Annotated in this window: 21 protein-coding genes; 9 read left to right on the top strand and 12 right to left on the bottom strand. The window is 62.6% G+C overall.

From position 1 onward, the window contains the following. The first annotated feature begins 423 nt into the window (after positions 1-423). Positions 424-1470, top strand: a complete 1047-nt coding sequence (locus QMK17_RS02890) for a hypothetical protein (protein WP_283506918.1) — start codon at positions 424-426, stop codon at positions 1468-1470. A 92-nt stretch (positions 1471-1562) separates the two neighbouring features. Here QMK17_RS02890 and QMK17_RS02895 read toward each other — a convergent pair whose 3' ends face one another. From QMK17_RS02895 to QMK17_RS02905, 3 genes are read right to left on the bottom strand one after another with little or no spacing between them, the layout of a single operon-like run. Continuing rightward, complete coding sequence (locus QMK17_RS02895) at positions 1563-2567, bottom strand: polysaccharide pyruvyl transferase family protein (RefSeq protein WP_283506919.1); 1005 nt, start codon at positions 2565-2567, stop codon at positions 1563-1565. Then, a complete protein-coding gene (locus QMK17_RS02900; protein WP_283506920.1) occupies positions 2564-3487 on the bottom strand; it encodes a glycosyltransferase in 924 nt (307 codons plus the stop codon). Before QMK17_RS02900 ends, QMK17_RS02895 begins: the two co-directional genes overlap by 4 nt. A 37-nt stretch (positions 3488-3524) precedes the next feature. After that, positions 3525-4694: a winged helix DNA-binding domain-containing protein gene (locus QMK17_RS02905; RefSeq protein WP_283506921.1), complete on the bottom strand. Its 1170-nt coding sequence runs from the start codon at positions 4692-4694 to the stop codon at positions 3525-3527. A gap of 149 nt (positions 4695-4843) precedes the next feature. On the opposite strand from QMK17_RS02905, the gene QMK17_RS02910 reads away from it, so the two are divergent. Then, positions 4844-5203, top strand: a complete 360-nt coding sequence (locus QMK17_RS02910) for a helix-turn-helix transcriptional regulator (RefSeq protein WP_336620121.1) — start codon at positions 4844-4846, stop codon at positions 5201-5203. Positions 5204-5251: 48 nt separating this feature from the next. On the opposite strand, the gene QMK17_RS02915 is transcribed toward QMK17_RS02910, so the two are convergent. Then, on the bottom strand, positions 5252-6211 hold the full coding sequence (locus tag QMK17_RS02915) for an SDR family NAD(P)-dependent oxidoreductase (protein WP_283506923.1): 960 nt from the start codon (positions 6209-6211) through the stop codon (positions 5252-5254). Positions 6212-6262: 51 nt separating this feature from the next. On the opposite strand from QMK17_RS02915, the gene QMK17_RS02920 reads away from it, so the two are divergent. From QMK17_RS02920 to QMK17_RS02935, 4 genes are all read left to right on the top strand, one after another. Next, the gene (locus QMK17_RS02920; RefSeq protein WP_283506924.1) at positions 6263-8149 is read left to right on the top strand and encodes an alpha-amylase family protein; all 1887 of its coding nucleotides are present in this window, start codon (positions 6263-6265) and stop codon (positions 8147-8149) included. 80 nt (positions 8150-8229) lie between these two features. After that, entirely contained in the window at positions 8230-9183 is a 954-nt protein-coding gene (locus QMK17_RS02925; protein ID WP_283506925.1) for an alpha/beta hydrolase, read from the top strand. Positions 9184-9267: 84 nt separating this feature from the next. Next, positions 9268-9651, top strand: a complete 384-nt coding sequence (locus QMK17_RS02930) for a VOC family protein (protein ID WP_283506926.1) — start codon at positions 9268-9270, stop codon at positions 9649-9651. A gap of 13 nt (positions 9652-9664) precedes the next feature. Continuing rightward, complete coding sequence (locus tag QMK17_RS02935; protein ID WP_283506927.1) at positions 9665-10135, top strand: SRPBCC family protein; 471 nt, start codon at positions 9665-9667, stop codon at positions 10133-10135. A 2-nt stretch (positions 10136-10137) separates the two neighbouring features. On the opposite strand, the gene QMK17_RS02940 is transcribed toward QMK17_RS02935, so the two are convergent. The 4 genes from QMK17_RS02940 to QMK17_RS02955 form a co-directional block, all read right to left on the bottom strand. After that, a complete protein-coding gene (locus QMK17_RS02940; RefSeq protein ID WP_283506928.1) occupies positions 10138-10992 on the bottom strand; it encodes a PE-PPE domain-containing protein in 855 nt (284 codons plus the stop codon). Positions 10993-11140: 148 nt separating this feature from the next. Next, complete coding sequence (locus QMK17_RS02945) at positions 11141-12430, bottom strand: hypothetical protein (protein WP_283506929.1); 1290 nt, start codon at positions 12428-12430, stop codon at positions 11141-11143. A gap of 108 nt (positions 12431-12538) precedes the next feature. Then, positions 12539-13336: a hypothetical protein gene (locus QMK17_RS02950; protein WP_283506930.1), complete on the bottom strand. Its 798-nt coding sequence runs from the start codon at positions 13334-13336 to the stop codon at positions 12539-12541. 106 nt (positions 13337-13442) lie between these two features. Continuing rightward, entirely contained in the window at positions 13443-14021 is a 579-nt protein-coding gene (locus QMK17_RS02955; RefSeq protein ID WP_283506931.1) for a TerD family protein, read from the bottom strand. Between the two features lie 257 nt (positions 14022-14278). Between QMK17_RS02955 and QMK17_RS02960 the strand changes: the two genes are divergently transcribed. After that, positions 14279-14998 carry a DUF1906 domain-containing protein gene (locus QMK17_RS02960; RefSeq protein ID WP_442972681.1) on the top strand — a complete coding sequence of 240 codons (720 nt, stop codon included), beginning with the start codon at positions 14279-14281 and terminating at the stop codon, positions 14996-14998. Between the two features lie 59 nt (positions 14999-15057). Here the strand turns inward: QMK17_RS02960 and QMK17_RS02965 are convergent, their stop codons facing one another. Together QMK17_RS02965 and QMK17_RS02970 are read right to left on the bottom strand one after the other, a co-directional pair. Then, entirely contained in the window at positions 15058-16242 is a 1185-nt protein-coding gene (locus QMK17_RS02965) for an MFS transporter (RefSeq protein WP_283506933.1), read from the bottom strand. 42 nt (positions 16243-16284) lie between these two features. Continuing rightward, on the bottom strand, positions 16285-17094 hold the full coding sequence (locus QMK17_RS02970; RefSeq protein ID WP_283506934.1) for an Rv1157c family protein: 810 nt from the start codon (positions 17092-17094) through the stop codon (positions 16285-16287). Between the two features lie 243 nt (positions 17095-17337). Here QMK17_RS02970 and QMK17_RS02975 point away from each other — a divergent pair, with 243 nt between their 5' ends. Then, positions 17338-18660: a mannosyltransferase gene (locus tag QMK17_RS02975; RefSeq protein WP_442972682.1), complete on the top strand. Its 1323-nt coding sequence runs from the start codon at positions 17338-17340 to the stop codon at positions 18658-18660. Here QMK17_RS02975 and QMK17_RS02980 read toward each other — a convergent pair. Beyond that, the gene (locus tag QMK17_RS02980; protein WP_283506936.1) at positions 18602-18892 is read right to left on the bottom strand and encodes a 4a-hydroxytetrahydrobiopterin dehydratase; all 291 of its coding nucleotides are present in this window, start codon (positions 18890-18892) and stop codon (positions 18602-18604) included. The two genes, QMK17_RS02975 and QMK17_RS02980, sit on opposite strands and share 59 nt — an antisense overlap. A 29-nt stretch (positions 18893-18921) precedes the next feature. Between QMK17_RS02980 and QMK17_RS02985 the strand changes: the two genes are divergently transcribed. Further along, the gene (locus QMK17_RS02985) at positions 18922-19323 is read left to right on the top strand and encodes a (deoxy)nucleoside triphosphate pyrophosphohydrolase (RefSeq protein ID WP_283506937.1); all 402 of its coding nucleotides are present in this window, start codon (positions 18922-18924) and stop codon (positions 19321-19323) included. Here the strand turns inward: QMK17_RS02985 and QMK17_RS02990 are convergent. Beyond that, a complete protein-coding gene (locus QMK17_RS02990) occupies positions 19310-19486 on the bottom strand; it encodes a hypothetical protein (protein WP_283506938.1) in 177 nt (58 codons plus the stop codon). The two genes, QMK17_RS02985 and QMK17_RS02990, sit on opposite strands and share 14 nt — an antisense overlap. Between the last annotated feature and the right edge of the window lie 85 nt (positions 19487-19571).

The raw sequence follows: 19571 nt of genomic DNA on the forward strand, positions 1-19571 counted from the left end.
TCGGCTGTGGCAGGGGAGAATACATCGGTGACTTCGAAACATTCTGATCCTCGGCTGGCAGTGTGGGAACAACTCCGCGCAGGGAGTGGCCCGCTGGAGCAACTCCAGATCCATTCGTCCCCTGTGCTCGCGCCGCAGTGTGTTCGGTTCGGCCAACTGACTGCGCTGGTCGGCCTGCACGGCGCGGGTAAAAGCTACATGCTGTCGACGCTCGCGGCAGGTCTTCCAGGCTGGCAAGTAAAGCTGCAGCTGCCTATCGAATCGGATGGTCACGTCGACGAACTACGTGGCAAGTATGGACTGACCCTCAGACCAGGGGATGGACCGCGAGAAGTCGGCTATACGCGACCTGTCGATCGGGAAGAACGCGAAGCATTCGATGCAATACTGGAGCCGCTGTGGTTGACGACGTTGTCGCCGTACATGGCATTGAGCGAATTATCCTTCGCTACAGACAATTTCCGGTCTAAACTTGTCGACTTCACGGACATTACGCGCGGCGGACTCAATGCCGTGCGCGACATTACCGGTCACGAGTACCAATCCTTGGAGTACGGCCGAATCGACGGCCCCGACGGCTACGCACCGTTCTTCCGAGGCATCCGCCAGTCGCACGAGGTCGACATGTTTTCGATGAGCGCGTCAGAGTTCTGGGTTCACTTCGTCTTGGCACATCTGCGCATTGCGGACAAAGACGCGGTTGTGCTCATCGATGAACCAGAGTCCTTCTTGGCGCAGCCGGGTCATCGCGCATTTATCGACGAGATCGCGCGCCTTACATTGGCGGCGGGGTGCCAGACAATCATTGCCACGCACTCCGACACGATGGTCCGACGAATTCCGTCCTCCCTTCTTCTGCAGGTCACACAGAGTTCCAATGGCGCGATCGTTTCCGAGGTTGCGGGTACAGGAGCATTGCTTCGCGCGCTGGGCCGTGAGCGGGTTCCGGTTTGCGCGCTGGTCTTCGTCGAAGATGCTCTCGCATCCACTGTGGTTCGAGCGATGATGAACCTGCTTGCGCCGGACGACGTCGATAAGTTCGATGTCATCGATAGTGGCGGCAAGGATATCGCCGTGCGCGGCGCAGGACTATTCAAAAATTCCCAGCGGCTGCGCGCCATGGCGGTGCTGGATGGCGATCAGAGGGGCAAGTACACGACTGAGTGTGTGCTTTTTCTGCCGGGCGCGGGCGTTCCTGAAATTGATCTCCTCGACAGTCTCCGATCAGCCGAATCGATTGCAGCGGAACGGCTCCACGTTTCCGTGTCTGATCTTCGTATCGGACTGGAAGTTGCGGGTCGCGCGTCACACCAACTCGTCTTTGAAGTTATGGGTGAAGTTTTGGCCGGAAGTTCGGCAGAGAAGGTGAGGGACCTTGCGATCGAACTCTGGTTGCAGCAAAGCGAAGTCGCAGTGCATGCCCGAACGTTGATCGGGGAGTTGCTTGCGGGGGCCGCTCCTGCACGATGACACGGGCCAGTGGGTTTGGGTAACGTCTCAAATGTATCGTAAACACACGTGCCTTCGCGTGCGCTGGAGCCTCGGTCCGTGGCGACTGACGGCTATCGCCCGTCCAACACCGCCTGCGCGACCAGATCGGCCGCCTCGGCGCTCGTCGCTGCGAAGCGCACGTTGTCGAACCGGTGCAGGTACGCGCTGTAGATCCCCGACACCTTCTTGTTCGCGTTGTCCATGGCGACGACCCGCTTGCCCATCATGGCGGCCAGTACCGCGGCGTGCAGCCGGTCCGTCAGAACAACCGGAGCCTTGTTCAGGATGCGTTGAGCGACACGGAGATTGAGTGCCGCGATCTGACGATAGGAGCGGGCGAGCGCCGGATAGAGCAACCGGGTGGTGTTGGGATAGTTGTTGGCAATTCTCGTTGGAAGCGTGATCACCTGCCACAGGGCCAGGTCCTTGCCGCGCACGCCCCAGTCGTACTGGACGGACGAGTAGTCGATGTCGACGGCTCCGTGATCGAGCCCTTCGGAATCGACGCGAAGGAGTTTGACGACGTCCACGGCCGAACCGTCGACGCTCTTCTCGATCTCCGCACCGAATGCCATGTCTGGGCAGTACTCGACATTGTTGCTCGGGAAGTTGGCGCGTGCGATGTCGTACGAACGTTGCTCGCGCAGCATCAGCGTGAGATCTGAGTGCTTCGCATACATCGCCGCGGTCTTCGCCAAGGCATCGGGATCGGCGTAGTCGATGCCCTGGGGGAGTGCGACGATCTTGTTGTTCGGGAACCGCGCGACGATCCGTTCGCGAAACGCCTGATGTGCGGGCCACCGGTCACCGAAGTTGCCGCCGCCGTGCAGAAAAATGGTCCGGTCGGTCAACCGTTCCCGGAGAAGTGCGTCGGAATGAGTGTGCAGATCGGACACATAGTCGACTCCGACCTTCAGCTGGTCGAGATAAGCTGCCTGGCCGGCATAGATGAGTGAGTCGCCCGCGTTGTGGTGGCTGGGGAAGTCCAGCAGGGCTATTCGATCTCCCGGGGCCGTATGACGCCTCATCACCGCAAGAGTCTCGCGCCGTATCGATTCGAGTGCCAGCTGCGTCATGAGGCGATCATGCCGGACGATCTGCGTCGGTGTGGCGTCCGAGGATCGAGGAAATGTAGGCGCATCGTCAGCGCGCCGTGTTGCAGGCCGATGTGGTGAGCCCACAGCCCACGCGGTGGCGGGTTGAGCCATCCCGGAAGCCAAGGATTCCTGATGGTTGCAAGGTATGCAATCGTCGCCAGATGCGCAGGAATCTGCAGGAAATGGGAGGGATCGGGGCAGCCGAGCGAGTGGTGTTTTCGTGTCAGCATGCACGCTGTTCCACCGTAGTTGCTGCCCTGACGAAATGAGGCGCGCACGGTAGTCCTCAAGCGGTACGCGACAACGGCATCCGGTACGTGGCCCAATGTCATTCCTGCCTCCTGAATGCGCCACGAGTAGTCGACGTCTTCGCCGCCCCCGATGAGGTCTTCGTCGAAATATCCGACCTCGTCCACGACCCTGCGCCAGAAGGCGAAATTGTTACCGTGTGCCCAGGGAAGATAATAGGATCCGAACCGTTGTTCGGGCCGGGGAATGGTTCGCCACAACGCCACTTCGCTGGAATTGAGCGAATGCACTTCGATCGAACCGCCGACTGCGTCATAGTTCTCGGCTTCGCGGGTCAGCGCTGTGAGCCAGCCTGGATGGACAGCATCATCATGATCGGTGACTGCCAGAAACTCTCCTTCCGAGGCATCGATGCCTACGTTCCTGGCGTAGGAGACACCCCTTGTTGCGGAAGCGTCGACCCAGCGCAGGGGAAACGGAGAAGCGGCATGGCTCACGTATTCGCGTGTGCCGTCAGTGGAACCGTTGTCACTGACGATTACCTCGAACTCGCCCGTGTAGTCCTGCGCGGCCAAGGCCGCGAGTTGAGTTTCGAGGTGGGGTACACCGTTGTATACCGGTATGATGACTGAAACTAGACTGATCGTCATGTTTTGATGTTACTGCAGGACACCTGCGAGTTACCAACTATTGTCCCTTGCGCAACCGCTTCTCCAACGGTGTCGGGAAGCTTGGGGTGATCGCGCGTCCGTCGAGCAGGTCCGTGATCCGCCCGGCCTCGGCTTTCGCCTCAGCTACAACCGACCGCCCGACTTTGTCGAACACCTCCGTCGCCACTCTGCCTTCCGGGCCCACCGCCCACCCGCCGACAATGCGGCCGTCGGACCAGATTGTCGGGCCGACATTGCCGAACGTGTCGAACAGTGGAGCCTTGTGCTCGCCGAGATACCACTCGCGCTGCTTCCAGCCCATTGGCGTCGGATCCAGTGCAGGTAGCAGCATCACGCTCGAACCGCCTTCCTGAAGGGTAGTGTCCGCCAGCATGATTCCTGCACCTACCTCCAACGAGACGTCGACGGTATCGAGCCCCGCAAGCGCCGTCCGCGTCTGAGTCTTGTTCCACCCGGTCCACCACTGAAGATCCTCTGACGTCGCGGGCCCGAACACCTCGAGCCACCGTCGCGCAAGCTCTCGCCTGCTCTCGTTCTCGTCGACCTCCGGAATCCCGCCCGGCCACCACTGGTCTATCGGAGCCCATGCGTGCCGCCGCGATGTCCAGGCGCCGCGGGGTTCGACGCGCACCATTCGCCCCTCGGCGGCCATCATCGACAGAACCTGCGACGTCACGTATCGCTTGACGTCGTAGGCCTTGTCGGTGGTTGGGAGCAACGCGGTCCGCAGCAACGGAACCGAAGCGGACAGTTCTGCGCCCGTCGCAGTTCCTGCCTTACGCAGCGCCGCCTCCGTGGCGTTCTCGACCGCTGCGATCCACTGCTCGACGTCGTCGATCTCGGGTTCCGTCGGCAGCGTCGTGACCTCCTTGATCAGCCTCGCGCGCATGGTCCGGGCCACTCCGAGGCTGGCAGCCGCATGAATTGTCGGAACATCCTCGTGCGCGACGACGAACAATGTGCGCCGCATTGCCATGAGCCGCACCAGGCTTCGGCGATCGTACATCGAGGCGCGCACATCCTCGATCGACAGCGACCGACCACGCGCCAGAACCGAGAGATACACCGTCGCCGGGTCAGTTGCGTGCAACGCCAACAACGACGTCACGACATCTTCGACAGTGGGGGAGTCCGCGAAATGCCGAGCGACAAGGTGGGCTCGGCGCTGCGCGTCGGTGATCTTCACCCCGACAGTCTGACGCACCCTGGCCAACCCCGTCAGGCCGTGGAACGATCACTCACGTGACCTCAACTGGGCAACCGAAGGATCTTGGGCAACCGAAGGATCTTGGGCGACTGAGGGACCTCGCGCGCCTCCGCCGCGTTCGGGACCGGATGGATCGCGACTACGCGCAGCCGTTGGACGTCGAAGCGCTTGCGCGCGAGATCAACGTCTCCGCCGGTTATCTCAGTCGTCAGTTCAAGCTGGCATACGGTGAGTCGCCTTATTCCTATTTGATGACCAGGCGTATCGAGCGCGCCATGGCACTGTTGCGTCGTGGCGATCTCAGTGTCACCGAGGTGTGCTTCGAGGTCGGGTGCTCCTCGCTCGGCACGTTCAGCTCACGGTTCACCGAATTGCTCGGTATGCCGCCGAGCACCTACAAACGCCTGGCATCCGAGGACGCCGCGGGTATCCCGTCGTGCGTCGCGAAGCAGGTGACCCGCCCTATCCGGAAGGTATCGCCGAGCTAGCGACTGCTGGGGGATTCGAACTGTCAACAATTCGCAGCTCCGCGAATATCAGAGTTCGACCGACGTCGCCTCGACCACCTTCGACCACAACGAATCTCGCGCCTGCGGCGAATCCTTGCGCCACGACGGGTAATGCGTGGGACGGGTTGCGCGGTCGTGCCAAAACCTCCCTGTGCAGGTCAGCGCCTCGTCGCCTGCGGCAAGCCACACGATGGTGTCAGCGCCCTGTTCGGCACTGCGAAGAATCGGTTTCATGATGTTGCCGAACAGCGGAATCGAATCCGTCACGCCTGGCGTTGCAGCCCAACCCGGATGCATGCTGTGGACGACAGGATCGTTCTCTTCTATGAGGTGCTCGGCGAGCTGCTCGGTAACCACCACCTGCATCCGCTTCGTCCGCGCATATGCCGTCATTGCCGAATATTTGCCCGACGAGAACTCGAAATCCTGAGTGTGCAGCGGGACGGGGTACATACCGCCGCTCGATACGAAGATCACACGAGAACCGGCGTCGAACAATTCTCGAAGTCCCACGGTCAGCGCAACCGGTCCGAGCACGTGCGTCGCTAACGCGGCCTCGTGCCCTTGGGCAGTGACCGTGCGTTCGGGCGGCATGACGCCTGCGCAGTGCACAAGAGCATGAATACCGGTCAGCTCCGATGTCAGATCGGTGACCAATCGGGCGACCGAATCGAGATCACTCACATCGCACTCGTGCACGACGATCGTTGCCTCGCTCGCGGCTTGCCGGATCAGTCCCGCCGACTTCTCGAGCCTCTCGGTGGATCGTCCGACGAGGTGCACGCGCGCGCCCAGCTTGGCCAATGCAGTGGCCGTCGCCGCGCCGAGGCCGGAGCTACCACCGGTGACGACGATGTCGATCGGCACCGGGAACGGCGCCGGGTCAGCGCCCCAGAACCTGCTTCGCACGGTCGCGCCGATCCGTGAGTAGCCGGGAACCACTGCTCGGTCGAGGAGATTGTCGAGGATGCTCGTCACGGAGGTCATGTCTCCTCTATACCTGGCCTCGGCCGTTATCAACCATGCCATGATTCGACCATGGCTTTACCCGATGCGCATCGCGAGATTCTGGCCACCGTTCCGCCGCATCGCCGCGACAGCTTCGAGCTTCGCCTGGAGCAGTGGTGGCCGGATCTGCACGACGCCGTGACGGCCTTGTATCCGAATCCCGACGAGGTCGCTGCGGCCCTCGTCGCCATCGCGGCCCGCGGGTTTGCCGCCCGCCCCGACGAGCTGCATCGGCTCGATGAACGTAGGCTCCTGCAGCCCGATTGGTTCCAGCGACCGGAGATGTTCGGCTATGCGTGTTACGTCGACCGCTACGGCACCACTGTGAAAGGAGTGGGGGATCGGTTGGATCACCTCACCGACCTGGGCGTTACCTACCTTCATCTGATGCCGCTGCTCGAGCCTCGTCCCGGCGACAACGACGGGGGCTATGCGGTGATGGATTACCGCGCGGTGCGCGCGGATCTGGGTACCAACGAGGATCTACGAGACCTCGCGACGGATCTGCGTGCGCGTGGGATCAGCTTGGTGGTGGATCTGGTACTCAATCATGTTGCACGCGAACATAACTGGGCTATCGAGGCGCGATCCGGTGATCCGGCGTACCGCGACTACTTCCATATCTATCCCGACCGCGAGACACCCGACGCCTACGAGCGAACCCTGCCCGAGGTGTTCCCGGACTTCGCGCCGGGGAGTTTCAGCTTCGACGAGGAGCTCGGTGGGTGGGTGTGGACGACGTTCAACGAGTGGCAGTGGGACTTGAACTGGTCCAATCCTGCCGTACTGCTGGAGTTCGCTGAGATCGTGATGCACCTTGCGAACCTCGGTATCGAAGTACTCCGGCTCGACGCCATCGCGTTCCTGTGGAAACGGCTCGGCACCAACTGCCAGAATCAGCCCGAGGTACACGCCGTCACTCAGGCGCTGCGCAGTACGTGCAGGCTCGCCGCGCCCGCGACGTTGTTCAAAGCCGAGGCGATCGTCGGTCCACGGGATTTGATGCCGTACCTGGGGCTCGGGCGGCACACCGGCCGAGTGTCCGATATCGCCTACCACAACAGTCTGATGGTCCATATTTGGTCGATGTTGGCCTCCGGCAGTACCGATTTGGCTCGACATTCGCTCGCGAACCTGCCGCCGACCCCGCCGAGTGGAACGTGGGTGACGTACGTGCGCTGCCACGATGACATCGGCTGGGCGATCGACGACGGCGATGCGGCGGGTCGCGGTATCACCGGCGTCGGGCATCGTCATTTTCTGGCCGATTGGTACGCGGGGGAATTCGAAGGATCATGGGCGGAAGGACTTGTCTTTCAACATAATCCGGATTCCGGGGACCGCAGAATCAGTGGCACCGCCGCTGCGCTGAGCGGCCTCGGCCCGACACGGAAGGATCCCGACGGAGGGTTTGCCAGAATTTTTCTCGCTCACGCGATCGTTGCGGCCTGGGGAGGAATCCCAGTGGTCTGGAGCGGCGACGAACTCGGGTCGCCGGGAGACCAGGGGTGGGCGAGCGAGCAGGGTCACGAAGGCGACAACCGGTGGGTTCACCGGCCGGCCGTGACCGACGCCGACCGTGCAGGCCGATTCGAACCGGGGAGCGACGCCCAGCGGGTGTTCGACGGCATCGCCCGCATCGCTCGCGTGCGCAAGGGCCTACCGATGCTTCACTCGGAAGCGCCGGTGCAGGTTCTCACCGATACCGACGACGGTCTGTTGGTTCTGGTGCGCAGGCACCCGAGCGGAACCCTCGTCGCAGTCTTCAATGTCACGAATGAATATCGGTCATTCTCAGATGCTTTGTTGGCGGATCTCGGGCTCGACGACCCACATGAGGTGCTGTCCGAGCACGATCTTCTCGCTCGCGACGGCACACAGTGGATCCCGCCGTACGCCGCGTGGTGGATCATCTGACGACGAAGCGCACCTTCGTTATTTTCCTGTTACCCTGCCTCGACGAAGGTCGATCTGAATCGGACGATAGGGATTTCTTGATGTTTTCTCGTGCCCGCAGCCTCGTACTGGGACTCGTGACCGTGTTGATTGCGGCGTTCGCCGCCACATTCGTGGGCACCGGCGTCGCGCAAGCAGACTCAGCGCTGGTCTACGTCCACTCGGACGCCATGAACAAAGACATCCCGGTCAAGGTCCTGCAGGCTGCAGGCGGAGGCCCCGCTCCAACGATCTACCTGCTCGACGGACTCCGTGCACCTGAGGACAACAACGGCTGGCTCATCGAGACCGACGTCGAGCAGTTCTTTGCCGACAAGCACGTCAACGTGGTCATCCCGTTCGGCGGCGGCGGCACGTTCTACACCGACTGGGAACGCCCGGACCCGAAGCTCGGCGTCGTCAAATGGGAGACCTTCCTCACACAGGAACTGCCTCCCGTCATGGCCGGTCAGTTCGGTAGCGACGGCGTCAACAATGCCGTCGCCGGCCTGTCGATGAGCGGCACTTCGGCTCTCAACCTGGCAGCGCACCACCCCGACTTCTACAAGGCAGTTGCATCGTTCAGCGGTTACCCTTCGGCCAGCAGCCCCGGGTACGCACAGGGCATCCAGGTGTCCGTCGGCGAAATGGGCGGAAATGCGCGCAACATGTGGGGCGCATGGCCATCGGCGACGTGGCTCGCCAACGACCCGCTGCTCAATGTCGGTGCACTCCGCAACACCAAGGTCTTCGTTTCCGCAGGAACCGGCTCCCCGCTGACCGACCCGACCGTCAACCCGGTCAGTGCACGCTTCGACCCAGTCAAGTTCGCGCAGATGGTTCCGCTGGAAACAGCATCGGGACTGAGCAGCCGCGCCTACGTCGCAGCGCTGCGCACCGCCGGAGTCAACCCCGATGTCCGGATCACCGGAACCGGCACGCACTGGTGGAACTTCTGGGAAGAGCACCTGCACGACGCGTGGTTCACCACATTCGCCCCGGCTTTCGGGCAGTAATTTTCGAAACACTTTCGGCATGAATGGCGCATTCAAGCCGTCTAGGCGTTGCCATGGTCCATTCATGCGGAAAGACTGGACGCCATGACAACTCCCAGCCCTGACAGCGCACCCAACATCGCGATGGACTACACCGTTCTCGACTGCCCGGACCCCGCGGCGCTGGCGGAGTTCTACAGCAAGGTTCTCGGCTGGGACTTGGGCCGATCCGAGAGTGATTGGGTCACCCTCCAGGGACCAGGGGAACTGAGATTGGCATTTCAGCAGGCCACCGACTTCGTGCCCCTCGACTGGCCGTCCGACGGAATCAAAATTCACCTCGACCTCGTCGTCGACGACATGGATGCCGCCGAGCACTATGTTCTCGGAATTGGGGCTACAAAAATCGAGGGAAACGAGGATCACCAGGGATTCACGGTGTTCCGAGATCCGGTCGGTCATGTGTTCTGCCTGTGTCGGCGCAGCTGACTAGGATTTCGCCATGCCACAGGACAACAGCTTCCTCGTCGAGCGTAAAACGACGATCTCCGCGCCGCCGGAGAAGATTCACGCGCTGATCGCAGACTTCCGCAACTGGACACTGTGGTCTCCCTGGGAAGGTGCCGATCCCGATATGAAGCGCACCTACAGCGGTCCCGACGCAGGGGTCGGAGCGTCCTACGCGTGGTCCGGAATCCGCAAGGCCGGCTCGGGCAACATGACCATCACCGATTCGAAGCCCGGGCAGATCGTCGTGCTCGACCTCGTGTTCACCAAGCCGTTCAAAGCAGAGAACCTCACCACGTTCACCATCGATCCTGACGCCGATGGATCCGAGGTCACCTGGTCGATGACGGGGCAGAACAACCTGCTCTTCCGTCTCGTGGGCAAGGTCTTCTCCATGGACAAGGTCGTCGGCAAAGATTTCGAGAAGGGGCTTGCTCAGCTGAAGACCGAGGCCGAGAAGCCCTGACGTCAGGCGGCCAGCTCGTAGGGTCCGAAGGTGGCCTGCACCTGAAGCCACTGGGCCATGATCTGGCAGCCGGTCAGTCCACTGTCGTCGAGCGGTTCGCTCGCATACGCGATGTGGCGGTCACCGGACGGATTGGACACTCGAACGTGCCGCCACACCAGCGTGCGAGGGAGGTAACCGCCGAGCTCGATCGCCGCGATGCGTAGCCGCCCCGCATCGCGAACCCACTGCTTCGGTGAGAGGCGGGTTTTGGCAGCATTCTGAAATCCATTGCTGCGCATAAGTGCCCACAGTTGGCGCAGCCACAGCTTGGGAGTGCGAAACGACATCCACCGAGTGAGATCGGCGATGTCGCGGATCAAGCTGTCGTCGCTGGCATTGCAGATCATGTCCCTCGGATGACCGACCCACATCACCGAAACCTGACTCGGAAGTGCAGGACCGGTACCGGCGACGCCTCGGCCGGTGCACCCGGGCACCGCTTCCGCAGGCTGCTGCGGATCGGAGATCAACCCGGCAGCAACAACCGAGGGCAGCGACACCTCACCGGCCTCGATTTTCCCGAGAACTTCCCGAATCACCGAGCACCCCTGCGAGTACCCGATCACCGCCACTGGACCTGCGACCGCGCGGATCGCCGCAATCAAGCGCCTGACCCCAACGTCCGTACTCTGCCGGTAACTCAATCCGCCGATCGCGACAGGCCCGTACGACGCCGGGTAACCGACCCACCGTGCAGCAAACCTGCTGTCCAGATTGTCGGTGACACCGCTCAGGAGACCGGTCACCACATTCCGATGGTCGTCGGGGTGGGATTCCCCGGTGCCACCGACTGCCAGAACCGTCACCTGTGTCATGGGAACCATCATGCCCAGCGAGTCTGAGACAGATACCCGAAGAATGCTGAGAACACTCTGGCACTGTCGGTCGAGCGAGCGCGAACCGTGCGCACCCGCCAAGGGACAGCTGACCGGAGCGTGCTGACCAGACCCAACACTGCAGGGCTCAGTGCTGCAGGGCCGTGCTCACTTCGTCCACCGCTGCCCGGAGCAATCCGTCGTAGACATCGGGATCGGGGATTGCCGATTCCGACGAGGTGACGCTCAATGTCATCGTGCTCCCGATGCCGTGAACACCGTGCGTGAGGCCCATGATGGGGGAGAGGCCGGGAAATCCTGCGGTGAAACGAACGGGCCCGTCGCCGAGGTACAGATCCGCATCACCGCGCGACACGCTGGACACAACAGTGTTGCCGGTGACGGTGTCCGGTACTGCGGTGGTGTCGAGTTGCCGAACTCCCCAATGGAGGAGTGCCGCTGGAACTAGCTCGGTTGCGAGTGATTGTGCCGCCTGTGCTGGATGATCGCCGCGAGCGCGGCGGTCGGCGATATCGCCGGCGATTCGCTCGGCGCGGTCGACGAGGTTCGGTGTATCGGGGTGCAAGCCGATGCCAGCATTGCGAAAGTGGTTGCGTGAGCGTCGTTCACCCGTCTTGCCGAGGGTCAGTTCGGCGCCGAGGTCGGTTGGCACGCCGTCGCCGAGCATCGCCAGGTATCGCGAGAGTGCAAGCGAGACAGCGGTGATCGCGCCCACGGTCACGCTGACGCCAGTGAAGTCCGACCTCGGCCTGACAATGGTGCGGATGGAAGTCGGCCCGCTCGGTGCAACGTTGACCCGGATTTTCGGTCGGCCGGGAGCCTGGGGTGGAACGAGGCCCGCACTGACATCGTCGGCTAGTCGCTTGTCGAGTTCTCGGGCGCTACGGGCTCGTCCGATCGCTTCGCGGGGAGTGCATCGTGCGCGCTCGGGCAAATGAAGAGCAGGTTCTCGGGTGTCGCCGAACAGTCGCCGAGCAAGCGACGTGGCAACTCTGCCGTCGCCGAGTGCATGCGAGATCTGCAGTACCGCCACCAACGCGGAGCCGGTGCAGCGAGGCGCGCCCTGCACCTGCGCGAAAAGATGTAGTCGCCAGGGACTCTCGTGTTGGTCGAGTTGTTTCTCGAACAATCCGGCAACGGCAGCGGTGCATGCGTCCCAGGTACCAGGGGGATCGTGATCGATGATGTGGGCGGTGCCCACCGCCATGGGAACGATGCGTGGATAGCCGAGCGTCAGCGGAACATCGGCGATTCTGATGTTCAGGTCCTCGACGAGGAGGGCGTTGTGAAGAATTGGCTCGCGTACCGATGCGAACGCTGCGTCGGTCTCGAAGCAGAACAGGAGAAACTGGTCGTTGGGGATTTTCGCGGACATCCAGTACGACTGGGCGTCGGTTGGATGCAGCCTGCTTCGCATCGGGCGAGACTATCGGAGGCCTGTTCGAATGGCCACTGCACACAAGACTGTGCCACAAGATCGGAAGCGCCGATCTTGTGGCACAGTCTTTTCGAGAAGTGAGATCCGTCAGCCGACGTTGGCCAGACCGACCGTCGGGAAGAAGAAGCAGGTCTTCTCGCCTTCAGCCGTGTTGTGGGTGACGTTACCGAAGATCGCGGCCAGCACGGTGCCGGAACCGGTCTCGACGGGCGCGAGGCGGGCGCCTGCGGCGGGCAGTTGGGCGACGACGGAGTTCAGGGCCGTCCGAGCGATCTCGGCTACGAACGGATCGAGGTTGGCGTTGGAGAGCACCGAATCCACGAAAGTGGTGGTGGCCCCGCCCATGTCGGCGAATCCGCCCTTCAGCGTGTTGACGTTGAACCAGGCGACCTGCATGCCGGACTTGTTCGCCGAATCGTCGACGACTCCTGCCGGGACGAAGGCAAACATGGTTTCGCCCTTCTCCACCGCGTTCAATGCAGGCAGCTGCGGCAGCAGCGGAATCTTGATGTTGGGCCACGGTCCGCCCGCCGCACCGGCGACGGCGGGTGCAATGCCGAGTGGGATGCCCGGGATTGCAGCGCAGTTGATCGACGCCGTCGGGTAGAAGAACGGCGTGATTCCGAGATCGCTCAAGATCTTGTTCGCAGCATCCAAGGCTGCGAGTGGGTTCGCGTCGGTCGTTTCGGCGACGCCGGTGCGCGATGCCGCAATGGCCTCGGCTGCGGAGAGTGCGGTGGACGCGCCCTGGCCTTGAAGGTTGGCGACGGCGGTGGACAGCGGATCTGCGGGTGCGGGATCCGCGGTCGCCGTCGCCGGAACGGCGAGAAGCGCGGCGCAAGACAGCGCGACTGCTCCTGCTACCCGACTGATTCGACGAGACATGTGTGACTCCTGTGACTGATGAGACCAAAGTTACGAATGTGGTGATCCGACCACATGTCTGGTCGGTTTCTCAAGCCCTGGGAGCCACGGTTATTCAATCGATACGTCAGCTTGCGTTGATTCCGAAGTCTCGAACGATGCCCGAGAGGCCTGATGCGTACCCCTGCCCGATGGCTCGGAACTTCCATTCCTGACCCCGTCGGTACAGTTCGCCGAACACCATTGCAGTCTCGGTCGATGCGTCCTCGCTGAGGTCGAAGCGCGCCAATTCGCGGCCGTCGGCGCGATCGACCACTCGAATGAACGCGTTGACGACCTGCCCGAAATTCTGGCCGAGTGCGTCTGCGTCGTGGATGGACACCGGAAACACGATGGACTCGACCTCGGGGGACAGTGCCGCCAGGTCGATGTTGATGCTCTCGTCGTCGCCCTCGCCCTCGCCGGTCCTGTTGTCGCCGGTGTGCTCGATCGCGCCGTCGGGCGACCGCAGGTTGTTGTAGAAGACGAAGAACAGGTCGCCGAAAGACTTCTTGTCGCTTCCGAGTCCGATAGCGCTCGCATCGAGGTCGAAGTCGCCGCCCGTTGTATTGCGAACATCCCAGCCGAGGCCGATCGTGACGGCGGTGAGGTTGGGGGCTTGTTTCGACAGTGAGACATTTCCGCCCTTGGCAAGGGTGACGCCCATAAGAGAAATCTCCTTCACTCGTGTGTGCTCGTGCACCCCACAGTAGGTGAACCCGTACCGCTCGCGTCATGGCGAGCTTGGGGTGTCCCTGGTGAAGATGGGGCGAGAGTCGCCGCAGTGAATGATGTGACTAGCGGTACCGGAGTGAGTGTGGTGGAATACCGAAACGAGAAAAGCTATCAGCGTGGTGGCTTGAAATGCCAGCGACACGCCGAACACCGACCGCCTGAAGTCGAAATCTGATGTGGGGACTGCACGTGCACGTATCGCGACGAGAACTGTTCAAGTACGCCGCCGTGGGATCGGCTGCCGCCCTCGGCCTGGCCGCGGTGAATTCGACGGTTGCGCAGGCAGATGAACTCGGGACTCTCGTCGACTATTCGGGCGGCGTGCCCTCTGCCGAGTCGATTCGGGCCGCCGGCCACATCGGAGCAATTCGGTATGTGTCCGATCGTCGTCCCGGCGCGGAATGGATGCTCGGCAAGCCCGTGAAGCGCGACGAGGCCGATGCGCTCACCGGGGAAGGACTCGAACTCGTGTCCAACTACCAGTTCGGCAAGGGTGACACCTCGGACTGGAAGGGCGGCTACGCGGCCGGAGTCAAACACGCACAACGCGGTCTGGAACTGCACCTTGCTGCTGGTGGGCCAGAGAATCGTCCGATCTACGCGTCCATCGACGACAATCCGACGGCCGTCCAGTTCGCAACGCTGATCGCGCCGTACATTCTGGGTTGGCAATCGGTGGTCGGACCGGAGAACACCGGTATCTACGCCAACTCACCGACCATCGAGCTCGCCTCCATCGCAGGCCTCGGTCAGTGGTATTGGCAGCACAATTGGGGTACCCCGAAAGGCTTCCGCCATCCTGCGGCGCATCTGCATCAGGTGCAGATCGACAAAGGGAAAATCGACGGAATTGCCGTCGACATCAATGTAATTCTGAAGCCGGATTACGGCCAATGGTCGCTCGCCTGAATGACCGAAAAGCCGTCGTGAATTGGTGAAGAGAACACCTTGAATTTCATCGATGTAATCTACCCGATTGTCGCGTGATTCCCGCGCGATTCTATTGCCAATAGAACGAGAGCAATCAACGCCAGCGCGGCGACGGCGGCCGAGAACACCACTCCGGCGGTAACGAGGCCCCAGGCGCTCGCCGCCTCGCCTGCCCCGATGACCGGCACCGAGATAGCGATGTAGAGCACGACGAAGAACGTCGACGTCACCTCCGCCCTGCGGTCCGCGGGCAACTCGGCTGTCACCGATGCGATTCCCTTGCTGAAGGTGATTCCTTGGCCGATGCCGCACACGATTGCGCTGGCAACCAGTACGGCAAATGAGGCGGCAAGAAGAGCCGAGCCCAGCAAGGCCACGCCGACCACGAGGACGGCGCAGCCGGCGCGCATCGCGAAGGACGCTCCGAGTCCGCGTAACGCGATCTGGGCGACCGCCGAGGATGCGAACATCACGGATACGACGGCGCCGTCGACTGCATGGTTGTCGATGCCGAGAACCCCACTCATGAAGCCGGGAGACACGGCCGTGAACAGGCCGAGAACCGCGAAGCCCGCGAACCCACCGGTCGCGGCGCGCAGAAACGTTCCACGGATCGGCGCGGGTAGCGACAGCCGTTGCATGTGCGGGCGTGCGCCCTTCGCCACGGCGACAGTCTCCGGCGCGAGTACCACGACCACTGCTGCGAGGAACAGCAGTGCGATGTCGACTGCGAATGTGAGATGCAGTGGTTGGGGCAGGTACTGGACCAGCAGACCTGCGACCAGCGGGCCGAGTCCGAGGCCGCCGATGTTGGCCGCGGTGGCGATGGCCGGAGCTTGTGGTCGCCATTTTTCCGGCACCATCTCGACGAGGGTGACTGTCGCGGTACCGACGAAGATTCCCGCCGACAGGCCCGACAGGACGCGGCCGATCAGCAGCATGGTGACCGAATCCGCGGAGATGAACACCACCGCGCTCGCGATCCCGAATGCAATGCCTGCCAGCAGCATCGGACGTCGACCCAACGAGTCCGACCACCGTCCGAACGCGAGGAGGGCGGTCAACACGCCGATCGCGTACACGGCGTAGATGACGGTGACCAATAGGACCGAGAACCCGAACTTCGCCTGGTACAGCGAGTACACGGGAGTGGGCATTGTCGTGCCCATCATGACTATCGCGAACGAATAGGTGATCGCGACGAACGCCAGAGGTCTGCTCACGAGCAGACCTTACTCACCTCCGGCACCAACCATGAAGTTGAGTCAGGGGACGTAGACGGTCCCGATGGTCGGCAGGAAACCACACGAGCGCGCGGGCGCAGCGGGATCTTCCTTCGACTGGGTGGTGATCGATCCCGAGACGACAGCGAGAACGCGGCCGGGGCCGGTGTCGGCGATGGCCGAGACAGTGGCGGGCCCGCCGGGGTTGATGTTGGACGCCCCGGTCAGGTCGACGGCGCCAGAACGACGGTTGTCGAGGTTGAGCCAGGTGGCCGTCAGCGGGGATTCCTGCACGGCGGCAATGGGCGATGTTCCGAGCGCGGTGAACACGAAGCCGGTCTGGCCTGCTGCGGGTCCGGGCGGAGGCAATGTCGCGGGGCCTGGTACGGCGAGCGCGGTTCCGACCGAGTCCGCACTGTCGGAGATGCAGGCCTTGCCGATGGTCGGGTAGAGGAACTGAGCGATGACCGGTCCGTCCGCGGGAGGCAGTTCAGGTCCGCCGCCACCGGATCCGTCGAGGAATGTGATGACGGTTTCGAGCGTGGACTTGACCTGGTCGGGGAGCGCGGCGTTCTCGAGGAACGCGCGTGCCTGAGCGAGTAGGTCTGCCTGCGGGCCGGCCGCTACATCCGTCGGGCCGGCCGCGGCACCGAGGATTGCCGGTGCGAACGACGCGAGTGCCTGGATCTGCGCGTAGTCGGGGAGCGGCTGATCAGGCGTAGGGAGGAAGAAGGGAGGTACGTCGGAATGTGGAACCGCGGGAGCCGGTGCCGGCTCTGCGGATGCGGCAGTCGGCACAGCGAGAGCGGCTGCTGCTACGACTGCAGCAGCGGTGACGACTTTTCGTGTCACGCCGAAACTTGACCGCGTTACCCCGGATAAAAACACTGATATTCCCCATCCTGATCGTCAAGCTCGCCGTGAGGCGGTTGCTGGCTCGAGGGGTCACTCTATGTACCCGGCTGTTGCTTGTACAGCCGGTCTCGCCATTCACCGCCAACGGAGATTAGCGCGTTACGCAAGTGAATAGTGTGGTTGGTGATGCAAATGTTATTTGTGAGTAAGCATCAGTTTCTATCGGTTGCCTTGTGAGGCATGGATTCGGGCCCTCTCGGCCAGCCCTATAAGCTCGGCGGTCGACCCGAAATCGAACACCCGATTCCGGCGGAACCGAACGGGAGCAGACGCAACGTGAACCGCATGGTTCGGTACGCCCCCGTTCTGTTGGCCCTCTCGGTGATCGCCAGATTTGCCTGGGCCTTCGGCACGAAGAACGGGATGAACCTCGTAGACCTGCACGTCTACGTCGACGGTTCCGCGTCGCTTCTGAAGGGCGACCTGTACGACTTCACCTACGCCGAGGAAACCCCGGACTTCCCGCTCCCGTTCACCTACCCCCCGTTCGCCGCCCTGGTGTTCTTTCCACTGCATTACCTGCCGTTCACGCTCGTCGGCGTCTGCTGGCAGATCGCGACGATGGCCGCGATGTTCATGCTGATCAGGCTCAGCCTGTGTCTGGTCGTGGGAGAAACAACGGGACGATCACCCCGGTGGACTTCGATCGCGATGGCATGGACCGCGCTGGCTCTGTGGACCGAGCCGGTCCGCACGACACTCGACTACGGCCAGGTGAACGTCTTCCTCGCGCTCGGTGCACTGGTTGCCGTCCGCAGTTCCCGGTGGTGGGTGGCCGGTGGGATCATCGGTTTCATCGCGGGCATCAAGTTGACCCCTGCGATCGCCGGGCTGTACTTCCTTGCGACGAAGCGGTGGACGGCCGCGGTGTTCTCCGCGGTCGCGTTCGCTGCGACGGTGGCGATCAGCTACCTCGTCCTTGGCCATCAGGCCGGCACCTACTTCACCACCCTGCTGGGCGACGCCGACCGTATCGGCCCCGTCGGGTCGGTCTGGAATCAGTCACTTCGCGGTGCGCTGAGCCGAATCGCCGGCCACGACGTCGAATCCGGCCCGTTGCTGATCGTCTGCGTGCTGATCGCGGCCGCTCTTGCGTTCGCGGCGTGGCGAGCGCTGCGGTCCGCGGATCGACTCGGCATTCTGCTCGTCGTACAGCTCTTCGGCCTGCTCGTCTCACCGATCTCGTGGTCGCACCATTGGGTCTGGGTTCTGCCGCTGCTGGTCTGGCTGCTGCACGGACCCGATGGTGGCCGCCTCGGCACTCGGCTGGTTGCCGGATACTGGCTGGTCACCACGGTCGTCGGAGTTCCGTGGGTGTTGAGCTTCTTCCAGGAATCGATCTGGCTCGTGTCACGTCCCGGCGTGTTGGCCTGGCTCGGAGCCGTCGACGTTGTCGGCGTTGCTCTCGTTTACGGATGGATCATCTACCTCGGGCGAGGCCGGCTCAGTCGTCGGGCAGAAGGCCGTCGATCTCGTGAGCCAGAGCCACGTCCTTCTTCGTGATCCCCCCGTCGGAATGCGTGGTCAGCGTGAAGGTGAGCTTTCGCCAGCGGATGTCTATGTCGGGGTGATGGTCGGCCGACTCTGCGGCCTCGGCTATACGTGCGACGAAGGAGATCGCCACTGGAAACGTCGGCAACTCGACGGTTCGGGTGATCGAGGTTCCCGTCAGCGACCACTCGGGTAGACCTGACAGGGCATCGTCGATGTCGGAGTTGGATAGAAGTTCACTCATGGAATCAAGGATGGCCCGTAGGGGGTGGCGTGAAACACAGTCGGCGTCGGGTAGTTGTCGCAGGCGCCCTGGTGCGCGACGGGCTGCTGCTACTCGCCCAGCGGTCCCGGCCCCCCGAGCTCGCCGGCCTGTGGGAGCTTCCCGGCGGGAAAGTTGAACCCGGCGAAACGCCCGAAACTGCCCTGGTGCGTGAGCTACGCGAAGAGCTCGGTGTCGAGACGAGCGTCGGCGATGCGCTGTTCGGCGACGTCGAGCTATCCTCGGGCTTGACGCTGCGCGCGTACCGGGCCGAGTTGATCTCGGGAACGCCTGTGGCGCTGGATCATTCGGCTCTGAGGTGGGTCGACGCCCGGGAGCTGTCCGAGATGGATCTCGTGGACGCAGACCGTGAATGGCTGCCCGAGCTGAGCGGAATGCTCAGGACGCTCTAGCTTTCTCCAGACCCTTTTTGAGGTCCTTGCCACTGACGCCCGCATCCTCCAACTTCTTCATCCGCATGATGACGACCGGGCACTTGATGCAACGCGTTTTCTTGCGGCAGCACTTCTTCTTGGGCTTGAGGCCCGAGACGTTCTTGGCCTTGATTTTGCCCATGTAGTTGCTCCGCGTTTTGTCGAATTTCAGGTGAATTAAGAGCCAAGACTACTGCGTGGTGCAGGTCACCCTGCGGCAGCGGGTA

The organism is Rhodococcus sp. G-MC3, assembly GCF_030063335.1.
Lineage (GTDB): Bacteria > Actinomycetota > Actinomycetes > Mycobacteriales > Mycobacteriaceae > Rhodococcoides.